Source organism: Vibrio sp. SCSIO 43133 (genome assembly GCF_023716845.1).
GTDB classification, from domain to species: Bacteria; Pseudomonadota; Gammaproteobacteria; order Enterobacterales; family Vibrionaceae; genus Vibrio; species Vibrio mediterranei.
The window spans coordinates 1,594,985-1,610,885 of sequence record NZ_CP068025.1; the positions used below are offsets into that span (position 1 = coordinate 1,594,985).

Here is a 15,901-nt window from a genome sequence, read left to right on the forward strand (position 1 = left end):
GATTTAGACAATCATATTGGGGTAGCCATGCGATCAATCAATGAATCTAACAACTTCATTTTCTTCACTCTTTCTCTCATTCTTATTCTGATTATAGGTGCTCTTTCGCGTGAGCTCCCCGGCGATGATCTTGACTTTTTGTTGAAGCCTGTAGTGTTAAACAGTTTTGTTATTTGTTTGATTAGTATGAAATTTTCAAAAGGTTGGTATATATACTTGGTTAGTGTCAGTATCATGATGCTTATTGCGATCCTTACTCACACCTTCTTTGATAGCGGACACGCAAATGTTGCGATGTTAGTGCTGATGTTGGCGTTTTTCTATGGTGTGTTTCAGTCGACTGCTCATCAGATTTTGCTTTCTTCCGAGATTGACAACAATAAGTTAGTAGGCTCCATTGCCTTGTTCTTAGTGATGGGGCTTGGTTGGGCTGCGATTTATTTGTTGCTGATTAATTTTAACCCAACAGCAATCAATGGGATTGAGCACTCAGATAAATGGGGAAGTAATTTCTCAGTAGTGACTTACTTTAGCTTTGTCACATTAACCACACTGGGTTATGGCGACTATAGCCCTAACAGTCCACTTGCAGAGGTCGCGGTATACTTACAGGCGATTACGGGTGTGTTCTATATGGCTGTAGTGGTGTCTAGTTTAGTGAGCGCAAAGAAGGGGCATTAATTTATCAGAATGAAGGCCAACCCTCTCGTGGCGTTGGCCTTTTAGTTCTTAGTGATGAGCGTGTTTCTTCATGCCTGACATGACTTTTTTCACTGGCACGGTTAATACTTGAACTTCACCATTAGCAAAGGTCAGCTCAACATTAATGGTCTCACCTTCCTTCATTGGTTTCTCAACGTCTAGCAGCATTATATGCAAGCTGCCTGGCTTAAGGATGGTCTGACCGTTTGCAGGTACAGTAATACTCTTCACTTGACGCATCTTCATGACGTCGCCGTCCATAATAACATCGTGCAGTTCCACGACAGATGAAGCTTGTGACGCCGCTTCTACAATAACGCGATCTTTATCGCCAGTATTCTCGATGGTAGCAAACACGGCGCTGGTGGTGGCGTTGGGTGGCGTTGCACGTGCATATGCGTCGTTGACGTCAATAGCTGCGTGAGCCATAGATAGCGGTGCTAGAGCAAGTAGAGGAAGTATCAATTTGTTGAGCTTCATGGTTTAGTCCATTGTTGTCGTTAGTTTATCCCTGAGCATTGATGCGTTTGATGGCTTCAACGATAGGAGCAGGAGTTAAAGTATGCGGTACTTTTTCAATAAGCGTACCGTCTGGGCTTAGGAAATAGAAGTATGAGCTATGGTCGAGGGTATAGCCTAGTTTGGAATCTTCTAGCTCTGTTTTGCGAAAGATGACCCCATATTTGTGAGCGAGTGGTTTAGTGACCTCTAAAGGTGCTGACAACCCCTCAATCATCGGATGGAAATACTGCGCATATTCAGCAGAGGCTTCTGCCGCATCCCGCTCCGGGTCAAGGGAAACAAACATGGGTCTGAGTGTTTGTTTGGTTTCATCGTCGATTTGATTCAATGCTCCAGCGAGCATGGCGAGCGAGGTAGGGCATACATCGGGACAACGAGTAAAGCCAAAGTACACAATGCGAGTTCTAGGATCAGCTTGATCAAAGATTGCGACAGGTTTGCCACCTTCTCCAAAAAGTACGGACTCAGACACTTGTGCCAACTGATCCAATTCAGCTTGATGCAGTAATGACTCATTATGCTTGTCCACCAGTAATTTAGCACCAAAACCTAAAGCAAATGCCCCAACTAGTGCGCCAATCCAGAGTTTTTTCATCGTGCCGTCATCCTTACCGCTGCCTTAATATCGCTATCACCGTTGGAGACGGTGCCATACCATGTCATTGAATCTTCAGCACAGATGGGCAAGATGATTTCGCCTTGGTACACATCAGGCTTGATCATTTCTAGCTGAAACTTTACCACTCCCATGTTCATCTCTTTTCCCTGCAATGAGATGTTCAAATTAGGTGCGTCAGACTCTGGCCAAAATACTTCGACCGTAATAGGTGTTAGAGGTGTGACGCGTGGTGAGTCTACCTTCATTTTGACTCCCTGCTGTTCGCACACTTGCTGTGAAAGCATGCAGTAATCGGTGAGATCAACATCAGCAGAAGGTTCGTGTTTTAGCAGGTTAGGAATAAAAAAACCTGCGCCTAAAGCGAGAGCGACAAATAGGACTTTTACTTTATTGTTCAAATTGTTAATGCCCCAAATCTTAATGTAATCGCATCCTAACATATTTTAGAATCTCGGCTGTGCGATGCAGCAAACTTTTACTAGAGGTTACCGAACGGCAGGACTACTCGTTGTAGAGAGTACTAAACTGATTGTAACGCTCTCGATTCAATCCCTTGTCGCTGTATCCTGTTCGCGATTGAGAACGGTAATGTAAAAGACCACTATTCGTGTCGAAATACAGTTCGACGTCGTCGTTGTACTTCATCGTCGGTGTGGTGAAAACAACATGCAGGTAGTTGCCGTCGTCTTCTTCGATCTTATTACCACCCATAGTGCTGAGCACAGAGACTACTTTTTGTTTGGCTGAGTCTAGGTCTTTGAAGCTCAGTGCATCCACTGATTTTTCTGGGTCATCAGTTTGTGATGAGACTGCATTAGGTGTGGAAGGCATAGGGGCGAATTTGCCATTGTGTATACCGAGGTAAGAGGGCGCATTACTGTTTTTGTAAAACATGTATCCAACGAGTACAACGAGTAGCGTGATAATGATTTTAGCGATCATGAATGTTCCTTATATTTGACTCAATCTTAGCAAAGCTTTGCCTTAGTATAATCCACTAATAGATATTACGTTGGATGTAGCTTTTACGGTTAATCCTTTGAAATAACGTGAAGTTCGGTATACCCAGTTGTTTTGTCTATCTCACGTTCGAACACCAGTTCTGGATAACAATGCACAATGAGCTCCGCTGTCGTATCAACGATGCTCTCCTCTAAGAGGTGTCCTCCCAATACATTGCCTTTGCTGTCAGCGACAGAAATGTGCACATGTTGATGCTCAGGCGTCAGAGTTCCCATCACAGAGACAATTTCAAATGGCTCAGAGCGTTTAAGAGTGTGCTCTGCTCCTGCTAAACGCATAGATATTTGTGACAGGCAACCGACGCATGAGGCAATGGAACCCGCTTGGATCTGGTGTTCAGCAACCAGCTTATGCAATGCTTGTTTCAAATCAGTTCCGCGAGTGAGGCGCACAGCAATTGGCGATATCGTCATTGTTCAATCCACGATTGGTAAAATCTTAATGTTACAGGTATTGATTGCCATAGTTAACGTTATGTTCACAAAAATAAGAGATACTAGAGTGAAACCTCCAAATTAGGTCTATGTTTATAGGTCAATCAGTAATATGAGTAACCCTATGTACCCTTTTTTCCGGTTGGCAAAAACCATTATTCAATCAAAAAAGCAGCCAACACTTTCCTACACACAACAAGATGAAATCCAATTTCGCTGCCACCCATGGGATATCGATCTGTTTCTTGAGCTCAACAATGGCCGCATACTAACCTTATATGATCTCGGACGTACGGCGTTATCTGTAAAATGTGGCTTGATGTCGACGTTAAAGAAAAAACGTTGGGGACTAGTCGTTGCAGGCAGCTCAGTCCGTTATCGAAAGCGCATCCACATGTTTGATAAAATCACCATGAAAACCCAATGCGTCGCAACAGATGACAAGTGGTTTTACCTCGAACAGTCTATGTGGGTGAAAGGCGAGCCTTGCTCATCGGTTTTGATTCGAGCGGGTGTCACATCAAAACAAGGCATCGTTGCGCCGCTTGATGTAGTGGATGCCGCAGGCGTAAGTCCTGCAGACAACGAAACGCCACAATGGGTACAGGAATGGGTCGACTCTGAGCAGCATCGACCTTGGCCGCCATCTAATCTGGCCTAATTTATTGAATAGCAAAAAAAGACCAGCATTTGACGCTGGTCTTTTTCATTAACTGGCATCGGGTTGCCTTTCTGGCTCTGCGGCAACAAAAGCTGGATGTTCACAAAGTTTCGAACAAATTGATGTAATGATTGGAAACGGGCTCATGTCTACGCCAAACCGCTCTGCGTTGTAGAGCTGAGGGACCAGACAAACATCTACTAAGCTGATGCTATCACCGACACAATACTCTCCATGCACATCGATGAGCTTTTTCTCTAGTGCATGAAAACCAAGTTCAATCCAATATTGCATCCATTCGGTTTTACCCGCCTCACTCAAATCAAAGTCTCGACTGAGCTTTTGGATAACGCGTAGATTATTGATGGGATGTAAATCGATAGCGATGTCTTGAGCCAATGCAGTAACGAGATAACGTTCGCGGCCTGAAACGGGCGTTAACCGCGGCCGAGGAAAACGTTCGTCTAGGTAATCTATAATGGTGAGAGACTGATTCAGTACCAGTTTTTCACCATCAAAATCATTATCGACCAGCGTCGGTACTAACTCGTTGGCATTGAGCTCTGCATACATGGCGTGATGTTGCTCTCCGCCATCTTTAAGCAGATGAATAGGCATGGATAGGTAAGGTAACTGCTTCAGGTTTAAAGCAATTCGTACCCGATAAGAGGCAGACGAGCGCCAATACTCATACAGTACAAATTGAGTCATGGTTAATCCTTGTATGCTTCAACCACCTGTTCAATGGAACCGAAGATGGAGTGGCCGTTTTTATCGAGCATTTCCAACTTAATCGTGTCACCAAAATGCATAAACGATGTGCTTGGTTTACCATCTCTTATGGTCTCTATCATGCGCCGCTCTGCAATGCATGAATAGCCGACGCCACCTTCTTCGATAGAGGTGCCATATTCTGTCCCTTGCTTGTTAGAGACGGTGCCAGAGCCAACGATAGTGCCAGCTGACAAAGGACGAGTTTTAGCAGCATGAGCAACCAATTGGGCAAAGTCGAATGTCATGTCGGTCCCAGCGTTAGGGTGACCGAAAGGTTCACGGTTGTAGACAGAAACAAGCGGTAAATGCACTTTGTTATCTTGCCACGCATCTGCTAATTCATCAGGCGTGACTGCAACGGGAGAGAACGCCGAGGATGGTTTCGATTGAAAGAAACCAAACCCTTTAGCGAGTTCTTGTGGGATAAGGCCGCGAAGCGAAACATCATTGACCAGCATCAGCAACTGAATAGCGTCAGAGGCTTGTGCGGTCGAGCAACCCATTGGGACATCGCCGGTCACAACTGCAACTTCGCCTTCAAAGTCTATGCCCCATTGTTCGCTTGCCATGACGATGGGATCTCTTGGGGCGAGAAATGCGTCCGAGCCACCTTGGTACATCAACGGATCAGTCCAAAAGCTTTCTGGTATTTCTGCTCCGCGGGCTTTACGAACCAGTTCGACATGATTGACATAGGCTGACCCATCCGCCCATTGATAGGCCCTTGGCAATGGTGATTCGCACTGGTTTTGGTCGAATGGCATAGCTTGAAGCAAGATCCCTTGATTGAGTCCCAAGTACACCTCTTCCAATAGAGGTTTGGTCTGTTGCCAGTTGTCGAGTGCGAATTGCAATGTGTTCGCGATATCAGGCACTGCAATACACTGTGATAAGTCACGGCTCACGACGACGAGTTGGCCGTCGCGAGAGGCATCTTTTAATGTGGCTAACTTCATATTATTTTCCTGTTTTCCAGCTATAGACGTACTGGTTATTCTCAACGTTTGCCGCTTCTGGGCTATGATGCAGCGCGTTGCGGGTATCGATCATCACTGCCACTTCATCAGTAAAGGTTTTCTTGGCTTCTCTTCCGGCTTGGAAGGCCTTCGGGTGTGGTCCGTGAGTAAAGCCTGCTGGGTGGAACGTCATCATCCCCGCTTCAATATTGTCACGGCTAAAGAAATCGCCCGCGTGATAGAACAGCACTTCATCGTAATCATCGTTGTTGTGATAAAACGGTACTTTCAGGGCTCCGGGGTCGCTTTCAATCGGTCTAGGGACAAAAGTACAGACCACAAAGCCGTTTCCAACAAAGGTGGTGTGTGCTGAAGGAGGAAGGTGATAACGGTGCGACATCAAAGGTCTAATATCACGCCAGTTGAGTTTTAGCACTGACAAATCACCGTGCCAGCCTATTGCATCCAGAGGGTTGAAGGGATAGGTGATGACATTCACTTTTCCACCACGTTTCAGCTGTACTTGAGTTTGATTTTCGCTGTATTGAGTTTTGAACTTGTCGTTAATGGCTGGTGGCTCAAGAACCGCAGGATCGAACACCGCGTGTTGACCGACGATACCCTTGTCAGGTAACGCATAAGCCGACCCTGTGTTTTCGATCATCAATAAGAACATTGGACTATGCGGTTCTAGGCGCCAATTAGTGGAGCGGGGAATCAGGACGTAATCCCCGTCAGAGACCTCTAGATGACCATAGTCGCAATATAGGTCAGCGCTGCCTTGATGAATAAACAACAGCTCATCCCCGTCAGCATTGCGAACGAGGTGGGACATGGCTTCTTGCAGCCGCCATACTCGAATTTTACATTCGTTATTTTCCAGTACGGTGGGTATCGACCATGGCGATGTCTGCTGCGCACCCTCTAGATTGTTGAGGTTAAAAGCACGCGGTTTGAGCTCCCCTTCCCATTCTGTCCAGCCAGTAGGAGCATGTTGGTGATGGAAGTGGGTTGCGGGGCCAAAGAACCCCTCGCGACCCGCCTCCCGCTCGTAGATGGCTTCTTCAGGAAAATCGGCGTGCGCCTGTTTGGAGTAAGTTCCCTCTCGATGAGGGAACGTTGGCCACTTACGCATCATTAAGTACCCCGCGACGAATTTGGTCTTCTTCAATGGACTCAAACAGCGCTTTAAAGTTACCCTCGCCAAACCCTTCATTGCCTTTGCGCTGAATGATTTCAAAGAATACTGGACCAATAACGGTTTGCGTAAAGATCTGCAACAAGATGCCATCTTTCATTGGAGCGCCATCGATAAGGATTCTCAAGTCTTGGAGGCGGTCAACATCTTCGCCGTGGCCTACCACACGGTCGTTAACCTTCTCGTAATAGGTATCGGGTGTTGGCATAAAGTCCATCCCACGATCGCGAAGCGTTTGTACTGTTTGGTAAATATCATCGGTTGTCAAAGCGATGTGCTGAATTCCTTCACCGTTGTACTCACGAATGAACTCTTCAATTTGTGATTTATCGTCAGAGGACTCATTAATTGGAATTCGGATTTTTCCGCAAGGCGCGGTCATAGCTCGGCTAACAAGACCCGTCAGTTTGCCTTCAATGTCGAAGTAACGAATTTCTCTAAAGTTGCCAATACGCTCGTAGAATCCTGACCACACATCCATGTGTCCTTGCTTAACATTGTGAGTTAGGTGATCAAGTTCGTATAAGCCCACGTCTTGTTCAGCCAATCGCTTGTCGGCATCGGGATAGAATTTGAAATCAACATCGTAAATACTGCTGCTGCCATAACGATCGACAAAATACAGTAAGCTTTCGCCGATTCCATAGATGGCGGGAATACTGAGCTCCATTGGACCAATTTCGGTCACGTATTGTTGACCACCATTTTCCAAAGCGTGAGACATTGCTTTACCTGCATCTTCTACACGAAAGGCCATACCGCACACAGAAGGGCCATGCACTCTAGCGAATGCCTCTGCTTGGCTGTGAGGCTGTGCATTGACGATAAAGTTAATATCACCTTGGCGGTATAACCATGCTTCCTTGGAACGATGTTTAGCAATTTCTGCAAACCCCAAGGAATCAAATAGACGTTTGAGATCGTTAATGCCGTTGTCGTCTGCTGCGGTGTATTCCACAAACTCAAATCCGTCGGTGCCGAGAGGGTTAAAATTGATGCTCATGTAGGTTTCCTTTTGATAGTCATCGGGCTCCTTTTATGGTGAGGAGCTTTCTATTGGTAAAGCGTGGTTCCTCTATAAAATTTGGCCAATTAGCGAAGAAAAAGAAACTGACTCAAAGATTTAGCAAAGAAGGGCAGTGATAGTGATTTTTGTAACATTTTTGCTACATAGTGGATTTTGTGGGCATAACAAACATTAAGCGCAAGAATAACTAATTGAAAACTAAGAGAGGATTCTGCTGCCTGTGAGAGGGTTCACAATGTGCTACAGGGTGTAAATTTTGGCTAAAAGCAGTACAGCGAGCTTTACGAGGAGTGGTTGTTAGCATCGATATAAAAAAACGGAGCTAAATAGCTCCGTTTGAAGTGTGGTGATTATCGATTAAGCCAGTTTAAGTGTTTCACTGCTCAAACGATTCATGTAACTGTTTACCGCAAAGGCTAATCCAGCAACCGCAATAGCCCATAACCAGATTGGCAATACGCCAGTAGATAGCGCATAACCAATACAAGTTGCAACAAATACGCCGATGAAACCAGGGATCAAGAAGCTATGGTTCAGGATGTATTTGCCGATTTTCGTTGTTCCAGAGCGGTCAAACGTGATGGCTGCCAAGTCTGACGGATAGAATGGGAAGAAGTAGTAAGCATAACAAGCTGGTAGGACACCGATTAGCACTTCTGCAGGAATACCCAAAGCAAAACCAAGCGGTAACATAATGGTTAGAACGGCAGCTTGACTCTTAAGGAATACCGAAGAGGCATACATGGCGATAGCAAATGTCCAAGGATGAGTTTGAACGACATCTTCAACCAAGCTAATAATGTACGGTTTGTTGTGAGCAATGATGGTGTCACTCATCCAAGCAATACCAAAGATGATAATGACGGCGCTCATACCAGCAATAAACACATTGGTATTGACGATTTTTTTCGGGTCAACATTTGTGGTTAGCAAGATAATGGCACCAACCGACAGCATCAAAAATTGCAGTGCTGTGGATGTACTCACGTCATCAGGCAGTAGTCCTAAATCTTTGCCAAACATGGCAACACAGATAACCGTTAGAATACCGAGCAAGAAGACTGTCAGTCCACGTTTTGCTTTTTGATCTTCTTGTTGTCCAGCAGCACCTGTACTTGCTTCACTAGTATCAATTAATTGCGCTTTAAACTGTGGATCTTTACAACGTTCTAAAAACTCCGGATCGTCGTTAAGGTCTTTACCACGTTTAAGGCTCCACGTCGCCGCGATGAGAACACCAGTAAGAGTCGCCGGAATAGTGACAAGCAATACCTGTCCTAAAGTAATGTCCAAGTTGTTAGTAGCGGCTGTGGCCATAACTACAGCCGCTGCTGCTGCAATTGGGCTTGCAGTTATACCCATTTGCGACGCAATGGTTGAGATGGCCATTGGACGCTCGGGGCGAATTCCACGCTTGATACTGACATCATAGATAACAGGAAGCAGTGGGTAAACAGAGTGACCAGTTCCGACTAGAACTGTTAGAGAGTAAGTACATAGAGGGCCGAGAAAAACCACCTTTGAAGGATGCTTTCTCAATAAGATTTCAGCGTACTTTACTAGCAGTTTGAGGCCGCCTGTGGCTTCCAATGTAGCGGAAGCCGCAACGACAGCAAGGATGATAAGCATAACACCGATGGGAGGTTGTCCCGGTGCGATACCAAAGAAGAAGCTTAAAATGGAGACGCCCAGTCCGCCTAGCAAACCAAAAGCGATACCACCGTACCGAATACCTACAAATATTACTGCCAAAAGTAGCAGCATATGAACATAAAACATAACAACTCCTTTTTTATAACGACAGAGTTATAATGCGCATCAATGGCGAACCAAATACTGATCTGGGTAGAAAAAAGTTTGCATAATCTGATGAGAGTGTAAATTTCAAAAGTGGGTCACATTGTTGCGGGTTTGTTTACATATGTTATTGAAATAAAAGTGTAAATAAAAAAACGGAGCTCCAATGAGCTCCGTTTTTCACAAGAGTGAGAGTTAGGCAACGATATCTTGTTCGTTGTCCTCATCCGCACCTATAAAACCACCAGTTTTATGATGGCTTAGTTTTAATTATTATATAACAGTAAGTTATATTATTCCGATTTGCTAAGTGGCGACAAAGTGGCGATAAATTTGAAGCTCGTTATCATATTTAAGGTATAACACTCCAGCTTCTAAGGTCTTTTAGCTCTCTTGTGTGGGTGGACAACAAAGATTGAAACTTTCCTACTTCCTAAGTTCGTTTCTATCATGGTTACCAGAAGCCAATTGTGACAATAAAGTTCGAAACTTTGGTTCTATCCGCATCGCTATCTAAGAAAAGTGTGACAACAAAGTTTGAAATTCACTTTTGCCCCTTTATAGTTTAGGTTTAATGCTCTACATAGTTCAGGAGGCGTACGTTTCCCTTACTAAAATTTATCCAAATTAAGCAAATCTCCAAGTTATGTTAACTTGAGCGATCTACGCCATTCTATTTTTTAATAGACTATTGATTTAGTATTGAATACTAAAAAAAATGACCACATTATATCGTTATGAAGTAAGGCTATTCACAGTATGGAAAGCGTTAGAAATTCACGGGGATTTTATGAATATAAAGATATTAGCAAGAGAGTTTCGAGATGAAGGAAAGCACACAGACGCAGTCTCGGTTGGACTTGATCTCTTAGATAGACGAGATGATATAATTAAAGGTAAATTCAGGTCAGCAGATGAATTTACCGAGATATTCCTTAATCTATCTAACGCTTTATACTCGGCTTCAGATGAATGTTTTTTTGAGGACTTCGTAAGTTTGTTTGAACTGTACAATTCAATAACTAGCAAACAGTTAAATGAAGAACCGCTCAATGGCTATTTCAATCATGCATTGGTAATGTACAACAATCTTAAAGCAAATTTGTTTTGTTATTATGATAAAACAAGAAACAAGGAAGAATTACATTCCTCGATTGCTCTGCTTGAACTTTGGTCAAAGAGATTAGAGTGTGATAGTAATGCTTTTAGCAATGCGATAGATTTAATATCTATTGGAAGGAAAGCCTTAGAAGGTATTGACCCTAGCTATACAGTCTCATTTAGGGGACCTTATGCTTTGCCAGTCCCTGATGGGGATTATAAGCTTAATAGTGAAAATGCATCTCAAATATCTATTAAAACTCTAAAATTAGATGATCTTACTTCTCAGGTAGGTGATAGATATTTTTCTAAAATAACATTGACGTTTTTGGGCTTTACCTCAACTGATAATTATTGGCTAGGACCAACTAGCAAAAATAGAGAGGCATCGTTCAATATCAGTAAGTGCCTAAAGATTTTAAATGGTTTAATTTCAAGAATAAAATTGATTGATAATAACTTGTCGTTGTTTAGTTTGAATTATTCGGATGTCGGCCGTAGTCAAACCATGCAACATCGATCTGATGGGACTGTTTTTCATCATACAATAAATTTTGGCACAGGCGGAGACGCTCTGGTTGATATACTATCGAAGCAAGAATTAAATTCAGAGAAAACGGCTGAGTTATTTGAAAGTTTCAATTCTACTGGGTTGCCGCTTCATGACGAACTGTTTTCTCAGGCTTTAATGCATCAAGACCATTGTAATTTTACCAGTGCATTCTATATGCTTAACTCTGCATATGAGTCTATGCTTATTTTTTATCTTGAACTTTTTTCTGAAGCTTCAGATAAAAAAGAGATGTTGGATTTATTCATGCAGGGAAAGTCTAGATGTAATAGTTGTGAACTATTCTCCAAATCAGGTATGGATACTGCCCCTATAGAAGCAATGGTACCGAGTATTTTCGCACAAATTAAGTTTTTAAAAAATGTTTCTAACATTAGTGATGGGCTTTGTAAAGAGTTGAAAAAGCTAACCATCAAGTTACGCAGCAGTAATATTCGTAATGATCTTGTGCATGGAAAAACGAATACGATCCCACTAGAGGTCATCAGAACAGGGTTTGATAGTTACAAAAAGATCGAAGATATTTTATCTAACTTGAATCATAACTAACAAGTGTTTATGGTTTATCGATACTTTTACTAATCTGGCACAAGTCATATAGAGCAATCCCAATAAACGATTTCTGTCCACTAACATATTGTTTCCAGATAATGCCATTATATTGGCCAATGTGGATGGCGATATGAAAGCTACTACTCGAATGGGATTTAAGAAACTTGAAAAATCGCCAACTAACTGTTAAAAACATGAGTGTGTCATATACCAAATGACACTTAGGAGGTGCTTTCTGTCAGAGTTTCTAAGTGTCCGCATCCTACAAGAGTATGGTAGATACTTATGCGCTGTTGTGTGACAAGCTAGACATGGATTTGGTGATAGCTAATGAGGTGTAAGTTTTAGAAAGGATGATGACTTTTCGCAAACTATAAACCCTTGGCGTGCTGTAAGGCTTAACTGAAGATGTTTTAGAGTTAATTTGCTTGCTGATTCTACATGGTAGATGGAAAAGGTTAGTGACGTAATCGCAAGTAATTTGTAGGCTAGGGCATCATTCCAACATAACGACTGTATATAGAAAATGGCTGCTATGATGCAGCCATTTTTGTTTCTAATAGCTGTAAGCCATATTCCCTACATCTAGATTTAACTCGGTACCTTTCTCGCTCTTTGCTTTGTCTACCGTGACTGGCTTATCGGACTTGATGCGCAGTTCGACTTCGGATTTGCTTTTCATTGTCTGTGGGGCCAGTGGTTGGTATGGGTGGTACTGGCTTTGCGTGGTTAGGTTTCCGGTTGTGTAGCTGCCGTAACCTTGGCGTTCGTTGCGCTTATGGGTTTCGGCGGTGGTGATACCTAGTTTGGTGTTCTTGTCTTTAATCTTATTTAGCTTTTCCGCTAAGTTATCGACTTGTTCACCTGCTTTATCCGTTTGTAGCTTCCAGCTTTTGGGAATTAATGAATCGGGAAGCATATTAATGATCTTTTTCACCTTTGACCAAACAGTTTGAATCATCTCACCAAATGCGGCGACTACCTTGTCTAATCCGTAGAATTTATCTACTAGATAGGTGACCGCCACAACCGCCGCCATGACTGCTGCGACAATTAATCCAATAGGGTTACCTAAGATTACGGCGTTTAGTGCTATTAAGGCTGCTTTGACCAAAGCCACTATTGCAACAATCTCACGGAAGTGCTGAGACACAAAAATAACTCCCTTACCCAGAAAAATGAGTCCGTTGTAGAGACCTTTTACCACTTGAGTGACTTTGGAGATGGTTTCATCTCGCCATTTGGCATTCTTGAATTTATTCGTGAATTCGCCAAAGGCTTGAGTTGCTTTTTCCATGATAGGGGCGAGGGCAGCATACTTGATTGACTTGATGCTTTCTTGAATACGTTGCAAAGCATCATTGTAGGCTTCTGCTTTTGCTGCATCTTCCGCGTTAGCACCACCTCCTAGATCTGCTAGCTCTTTACGGGCTTTGGTCAACCCATCTGTTCCTTCTCGGAGCAAGAGCAACATTTTTCGTCCATCTTGACCAAAAGCCGCATCAGCAAAAGCCATTTGCTCTTGAGCTGTTTCTAACTTGGAGAATGATTGCAATAGCTGCTCGTAGGCTTGCTGAGTATCTTTCGCGCCTTTTAAGTCAGCGAAAACGCTATTACCGCTCTTTTTAAGGTATGAGCCAAGAATGCCACTTCCTGTCTGCTGTAGTACGCCCAGACGCTTAGTAAAGCGTGTTAAGGCCGATGACATAATATCTTCGTCAACACCAGCATGCGAAGCTTGTTTACGCATAGCTTGCAGTTCACTAATTGACATCTTCAGAGTGGCTGATTTTTTCGCAAGAGCGTCCATTTCTGCTGCTGCACTGTTCAATTCAGTTACTAAGCCAGCAATACTCAAACCACCAAGCAAAGCGGCTCCCTTTCCGGCAACCGCTCCACCGACTTTAGGTAGCTTTATTTTTCCATTGAGCTTTTGCATCGGTTTCATGATGCCTTGTAGCTTCGAGTACTTCTTTTGTAGTGAGGTAATCTCTTTGCCATGTTCTTTGTAACTCTTATTCAAGCGTTCATATTCGCTATCGAGCTTGTACACAGAAACACCGGACTTTTTGAGGCTCTTACGTAAGCCCATTAATCCAGTTTGATATTGTTTTTGTTCAGTGTTGAGTTTGTTCAACTTTTCTTGCTGCTTGGCTATTCTTGCCGTAAGGGTGGCACTCGGTACCTGAAGCTGTTTCGCTTTCTTTTGCATTTTATCTAGCTGCTCTTGTTCTGCTTTCAGAGCGAGTATATTTTTCTGCTTGGCCTTCTTAATGTCGTTAAAGCGGTCAATCATAGCCATAGCGCTAGAGTCGTTTGCTTGAGCCTTTTGTACCTGTCTAATTTTCTTCGCATAGCGGTCTGATTCGCTACTCATACCTTTCAGGATAGGCTTAGTCTTGTCTTTCATGCCCATCACAATAGAGAGATTCATCTTCATAGATATCCTTCCCAAAATAAAAAAGAGAGCTTACTCGCTCTCTTCTCGTTCAGTTCTTTGTCGTGCTTTCTCGCGGAACGCTAATAGTTCTTCGTAGCTGAGTTTGTCTATTTCGCTAGGCTGCCAGTGGAACACTGCACCAAGATCTGCGTAATAGTCTTCAACGTTCTCTATTAGTGTTCCACATCCACGAAAAAAGAGGCGATTGTTGTCAGAATTGGTGCCCAGTTCTCGACAGGCATATTAATAGCGTCGCGCTCAGTGAGGTTAGATATCCGAGGTAGCAGTACTTGCCCTGCTTCAAAACGCATATCACACACATCAACAAGACTAAGGCCACGAAGGTTGCCTGAGTTTGGCTTTTGGATATCGAGCGTTTTGATTTCATTTCCATCTATTACAATCGGTACAACCAACTCTACAGGCTCAATAATTGATTGGTTCTTAATTGGGGCTGTCATAGCCTAGCTCCTCTTTTAAATCATTCAGCTTGGTCTTGCGACCACCCTTACGTGGGTCAAGCTTCATTACTTGCTCAAATAGATCATGAGCTTCTTTTTTCTCGCCAGCGTCAAAGTGCCAATCACCGACTAGGCGGAACATTTTCACTTTTAGTGGCGCATTAGTTGCGAGCTGTCCAGAGCGAAGGTCTCTGACGGCATTGATTAAATACTCTCGCTTAAACTCTTTTTTCTTCTGAACAGCTTTGTGTGAGTATGTGAAAACAAGATCACAAAATGCAGTATGTCCGTTGGTTCGCCATGTCATAGGAGGCTCTAAACCACCTTCGATAGCCAAGCGGAAATCATCATAGACTTCTTCAAATCGACCTAAATCAACTTGCCACAAGTAGAACCACCACATTACTTCAAGGTTGGCATAGTTGCCTTTGTGGGTTTCAAGCAGCCTTTCTACCAATGGGCGATACTTTTTCACCAGCTCTTCTTTGTAAGGGGCTTTCTCTTTAGAGCCTGACAAGCTTTTTAAGAGGCCTAAGTCATTCTTCAAAGCCGTTTGAGTCTCTTCCCAAGGCTTATCAACTAAAGCAGGGCGAGTAGAAGTGCTCACCTCTGGTCGCTGAGTTTGCTCTGGCTGTTGCTGTGTTGCCTGTAACTGGTGCTTTCTCTTCATGAGGATAGATAGCATGAGGTTACTCCTTACTGTGGTATCAGCTCAGTGCCGTTAAGTAAGATTTCAAGCTGACCGTCTTTCACATTCAGAGTAAGAGGATCAACCGTCCATGCATCTTTCAAGGTGTAGGTCTTGCCACTGTTGGTTTCCAAGGTGACATTCTCATCTACGAAGTTTGCGATCGCTTCCTCATCTGTAGTTTTAGCGTGAACGATGGTTGCCTTGATAAATGGAGCATCAGAGTACTCTTCGGTAAAACCTAATGGACCATCATCACCCATGACAGTTTCACGCTTTAGGTTACCAAAGCCAATTTCAGCACCTTCCTTTAGTGGCAGGCGACCTAACGAACCAGCGTTAAGGACTGCACGGCTAGTAATTTTCGTTGACATA

18 protein-coding genes are annotated in these 15,901 nt (G+C 43.5%); 3 read left to right on the forward strand and 15 right to left on the reverse strand.

The genetic code is table 11. From position 1 onward, the window contains the following. Positions 1-27 precede the first annotated feature (27 nt). The gene (locus tag JKJ11_RS23955) at positions 28-681 is read left to right on the forward strand and encodes a potassium channel family protein (RefSeq protein ID WP_006070202.1); all 654 of its coding nucleotides are present in this window, start codon (positions 28-30) and stop codon (positions 679-681) included. 48 nt (positions 682-729) lie between these two features. On the opposite strand, the gene JKJ11_RS23960 is transcribed toward JKJ11_RS23955, so the two are convergent. The 5 genes from JKJ11_RS23960 to JKJ11_RS23980 form a co-directional block, all read right to left on the reverse strand. Further along, complete coding sequence (locus tag JKJ11_RS23960) at positions 730-1,182, reverse strand: copper chaperone PCu(A)C (protein WP_006070201.1); 453 nt, start codon at positions 1,180-1,182, stop codon at positions 730-732. Positions 1,183-1,207: 25 nt separating this feature from the next. Next, positions 1,208-1,819: an SCO family protein gene (locus JKJ11_RS23965; RefSeq protein WP_006070200.1), complete on the reverse strand. Its 612-nt coding sequence runs from the start codon at positions 1,817-1,819 to the stop codon at positions 1,208-1,210. Continuing rightward, the gene (locus JKJ11_RS23970) at positions 1,816-2,241 is read right to left on the reverse strand and encodes a hypothetical protein (RefSeq protein ID WP_252039405.1); all 426 of its coding nucleotides are present in this window, start codon (positions 2,239-2,241) and stop codon (positions 1,816-1,818) included. Before JKJ11_RS23970 ends, JKJ11_RS23965 begins: the two co-directional genes overlap by 4 nt. Positions 2,242-2,344: 103 nt before the next feature. Beyond that, a complete protein-coding gene (locus JKJ11_RS23975) occupies positions 2,345-2,785 on the reverse strand; it encodes a DUF1499 domain-containing protein (RefSeq protein WP_031494477.1) in 441 nt (146 codons plus the stop codon). Positions 2,786-2,874: 89 nt separating this feature from the next. After that, the gene (locus tag JKJ11_RS23980) at positions 2,875-3,279 is read right to left on the reverse strand and encodes a PPC domain-containing DNA-binding protein (RefSeq protein WP_006070197.1); all 405 of its coding nucleotides are present in this window, start codon (positions 3,277-3,279) and stop codon (positions 2,875-2,877) included. A 133-nt stretch (positions 3,280-3,412) separates the two neighbouring features. Here JKJ11_RS23980 and JKJ11_RS23985 point away from each other — a divergent pair, with 133 nt between their 5' ends. Further along, positions 3,413-3,961 carry an acyl-CoA thioesterase gene (locus JKJ11_RS23985; protein WP_231892995.1) on the forward strand — a complete coding sequence of 183 codons (549 nt, stop codon included), beginning with the start codon at positions 3,413-3,415 and terminating at the stop codon, positions 3,959-3,961. A 48-nt stretch (positions 3,962-4,009) separates the two neighbouring features. Here JKJ11_RS23985 and maiA read toward each other — a convergent pair whose 3' ends face one another. From maiA to JKJ11_RS24010, 5 genes are all read right to left on the reverse strand, one after another. Then, a complete protein-coding gene (gene maiA, locus JKJ11_RS23990; RefSeq protein ID WP_088877724.1) occupies positions 4,010-4,672 on the reverse strand; it encodes a maleylacetoacetate isomerase in 663 nt (220 codons plus the stop codon). A gap of 2 nt (positions 4,673-4,674) precedes the next feature. Next, entirely contained in the window at positions 4,675-5,691 is a 1,017-nt protein-coding gene (locus tag JKJ11_RS23995; RefSeq protein ID WP_252039406.1) for a fumarylacetoacetate hydrolase family protein, read from the reverse strand. A 1-nt stretch (position 5,692) separates the two neighbouring features. Next, positions 5,693-6,826: a homogentisate 1,2-dioxygenase gene (locus JKJ11_RS24000; protein WP_252039999.1), complete on the reverse strand. Its 1,134-nt coding sequence runs from the start codon at positions 6,824-6,826 to the stop codon at positions 5,693-5,695. Then, positions 6,819-7,892: a 4-hydroxyphenylpyruvate dioxygenase gene (gene hppD, locus JKJ11_RS24005; RefSeq protein ID WP_038230836.1), complete on the reverse strand. Its 1,074-nt coding sequence runs from the start codon at positions 7,890-7,892 to the stop codon at positions 6,819-6,821. Before hppD ends, JKJ11_RS24000 begins: the two co-directional genes overlap by 8 nt. Before the next feature lie 381 nt (positions 7,893-8,273). Beyond that, entirely contained in the window at positions 8,274-9,695 is a 1,422-nt protein-coding gene (locus JKJ11_RS24010; RefSeq protein ID WP_252039407.1) for an anaerobic C4-dicarboxylate transporter, read from the reverse strand. Between the two features lie 808 nt (positions 9,696-10,503). Here JKJ11_RS24010 and JKJ11_RS24015 point away from each other — a divergent pair. Continuing rightward, the gene (locus tag JKJ11_RS24015; protein ID WP_252039408.1) at positions 10,504-11,934 is read left to right on the forward strand and encodes a hypothetical protein; all 1,431 of its coding nucleotides are present in this window, start codon (positions 10,504-10,506) and stop codon (positions 11,932-11,934) included. Between the two features lie 559 nt (positions 11,935-12,493). Here the strand turns inward: JKJ11_RS24015 and JKJ11_RS24020 are convergent. Genes JKJ11_RS24020 through JKJ11_RS24040 form a run of 5 tightly spaced genes read right to left on the reverse strand, consistent with a single transcriptional unit; the run spans position 12,494 to position 15,900 of the window. Then, positions 12,494-14,377 (reverse strand): coiled-coil domain-containing protein, encoded by a 1,884-nt coding sequence (locus JKJ11_RS24020; RefSeq protein ID WP_252039409.1) that lies wholly within the window; start codon positions 14,375-14,377, stop codon positions 12,494-12,496. Positions 14,378-14,407: 30 nt separating this feature from the next. Next, complete coding sequence (locus JKJ11_RS24025) at positions 14,408-14,605, reverse strand: GpE family phage tail protein (RefSeq protein ID WP_353505911.1); 198 nt, start codon at positions 14,603-14,605, stop codon at positions 14,408-14,410. Beyond that, positions 14,551-14,838, reverse strand: a complete 288-nt coding sequence (locus JKJ11_RS24030) for a phage tail assembly protein (protein ID WP_063604682.1) — start codon at positions 14,836-14,838, stop codon at positions 14,551-14,553. Before JKJ11_RS24030 ends, JKJ11_RS24025 begins: the two co-directional genes overlap by 55 nt. Further along, positions 14,822-15,523 carry a phage terminase small subunit gene (gpM, locus tag JKJ11_RS24035; protein WP_252039412.1) on the reverse strand — a complete coding sequence of 234 codons (702 nt, stop codon included), beginning with the start codon at positions 15,521-15,523 and terminating at the stop codon, positions 14,822-14,824. The genes JKJ11_RS24030 and gpM overlap by 17 nt, the downstream gene beginning before the upstream one ends. An 11-nt stretch (positions 15,524-15,534) precedes the next feature. Then, positions 15,535-15,900: a phage tail tube protein gene (locus JKJ11_RS24040; protein WP_252039413.1), complete on the reverse strand. Its 366-nt coding sequence runs from the start codon at positions 15,898-15,900 to the stop codon at positions 15,535-15,537. Position 15,901 lies beyond the last annotated feature (1 nt).

Coding starts and splice junctions, on each gene's coding strand:
- JKJ11_RS23955 (WP_006070202.1), top strand. CDS start 28: ATGCGATCAATCAATGAATCTAACAACTTCATTTTCTTCACTCTTTCT.
- JKJ11_RS23960 (WP_006070201.1), bottom strand. CDS start 1,182: ATGAAGCTCAACAAATTGATACTTCCTCTACTTGCTCTAGCACCGCTA.
- JKJ11_RS23965 (WP_006070200.1), bottom strand. CDS start 1,819: ATGAAAAAACTCTGGATTGGCGCACTAGTTGGGGCATTTGCTTTAGGT.
- JKJ11_RS23975 (WP_031494477.1), bottom strand. CDS start 2,785: ATGATCGCTAAAATCATTATCACGCTACTCGTTGTACTCGTTGGATAC.
- JKJ11_RS23980 (WP_006070197.1), bottom strand. CDS start 3,279: ATGACGATATCGCCAATTGCTGTGCGCCTCACTCGCGGAACTGATTTG.
- JKJ11_RS23985 (WP_231892995.1), top strand. CDS start 3,413: ATGAGTAACCCTATGTACCCTTTTTTCCGGTTGGCAAAAACCATTATT.
- maiA (WP_088877724.1), bottom strand. CDS start 4,672: ATGACTCAATTTGTACTGTATGAGTATTGGCGCTCGTCTGCCTCTTAT.
- JKJ11_RS23995 (WP_252039406.1), bottom strand. CDS start 5,691: ATGAAGTTAGCCACATTAAAAGATGCCTCTCGCGACGGCCAACTCGTC.
- JKJ11_RS24000 (WP_252039999.1), bottom strand. CDS start 6,826: ATGCGTAAGTGGCCAACGTTCCCTCATCGAGAGGGAACTTACTCCAAA.
- hppD (WP_038230836.1), bottom strand. CDS start 7,892: ATGAGCATCAATTTTAACCCTCTCGGCACCGACGGATTTGAGTTTGTG.
- JKJ11_RS24010 (WP_252039407.1), bottom strand. CDS start 9,695: ATGTTTTATGTTCATATGCTGCTACTTTTGGCAGTAATATTTGTAGGT.
- JKJ11_RS24015 (WP_252039408.1), top strand. CDS start 10,504: ATGAATATAAAGATATTAGCAAGAGAGTTTCGAGATGAAGGAAAGCAC.
- JKJ11_RS24020 (WP_252039409.1), bottom strand. CDS start 14,377: ATGAAGATGAATCTCTCTATTGTGATGGGCATGAAAGACAAGACTAAG.
- JKJ11_RS24030 (WP_063604682.1), bottom strand. CDS start 14,838: ATGACAGCCCCAATTAAGAACCAATCAATTATTGAGCCTGTAGAGTTG.
- gpM (WP_252039412.1), bottom strand. CDS start 15,523: ATGCTATCTATCCTCATGAAGAGAAAGCACCAGTTACAGGCAACACAG.
- JKJ11_RS24040 (WP_252039413.1), bottom strand. CDS start 15,900: ATGTCAACGAAAATTACTAGCCGTGCAGTCCTTAACGCTGGTTCGTTA.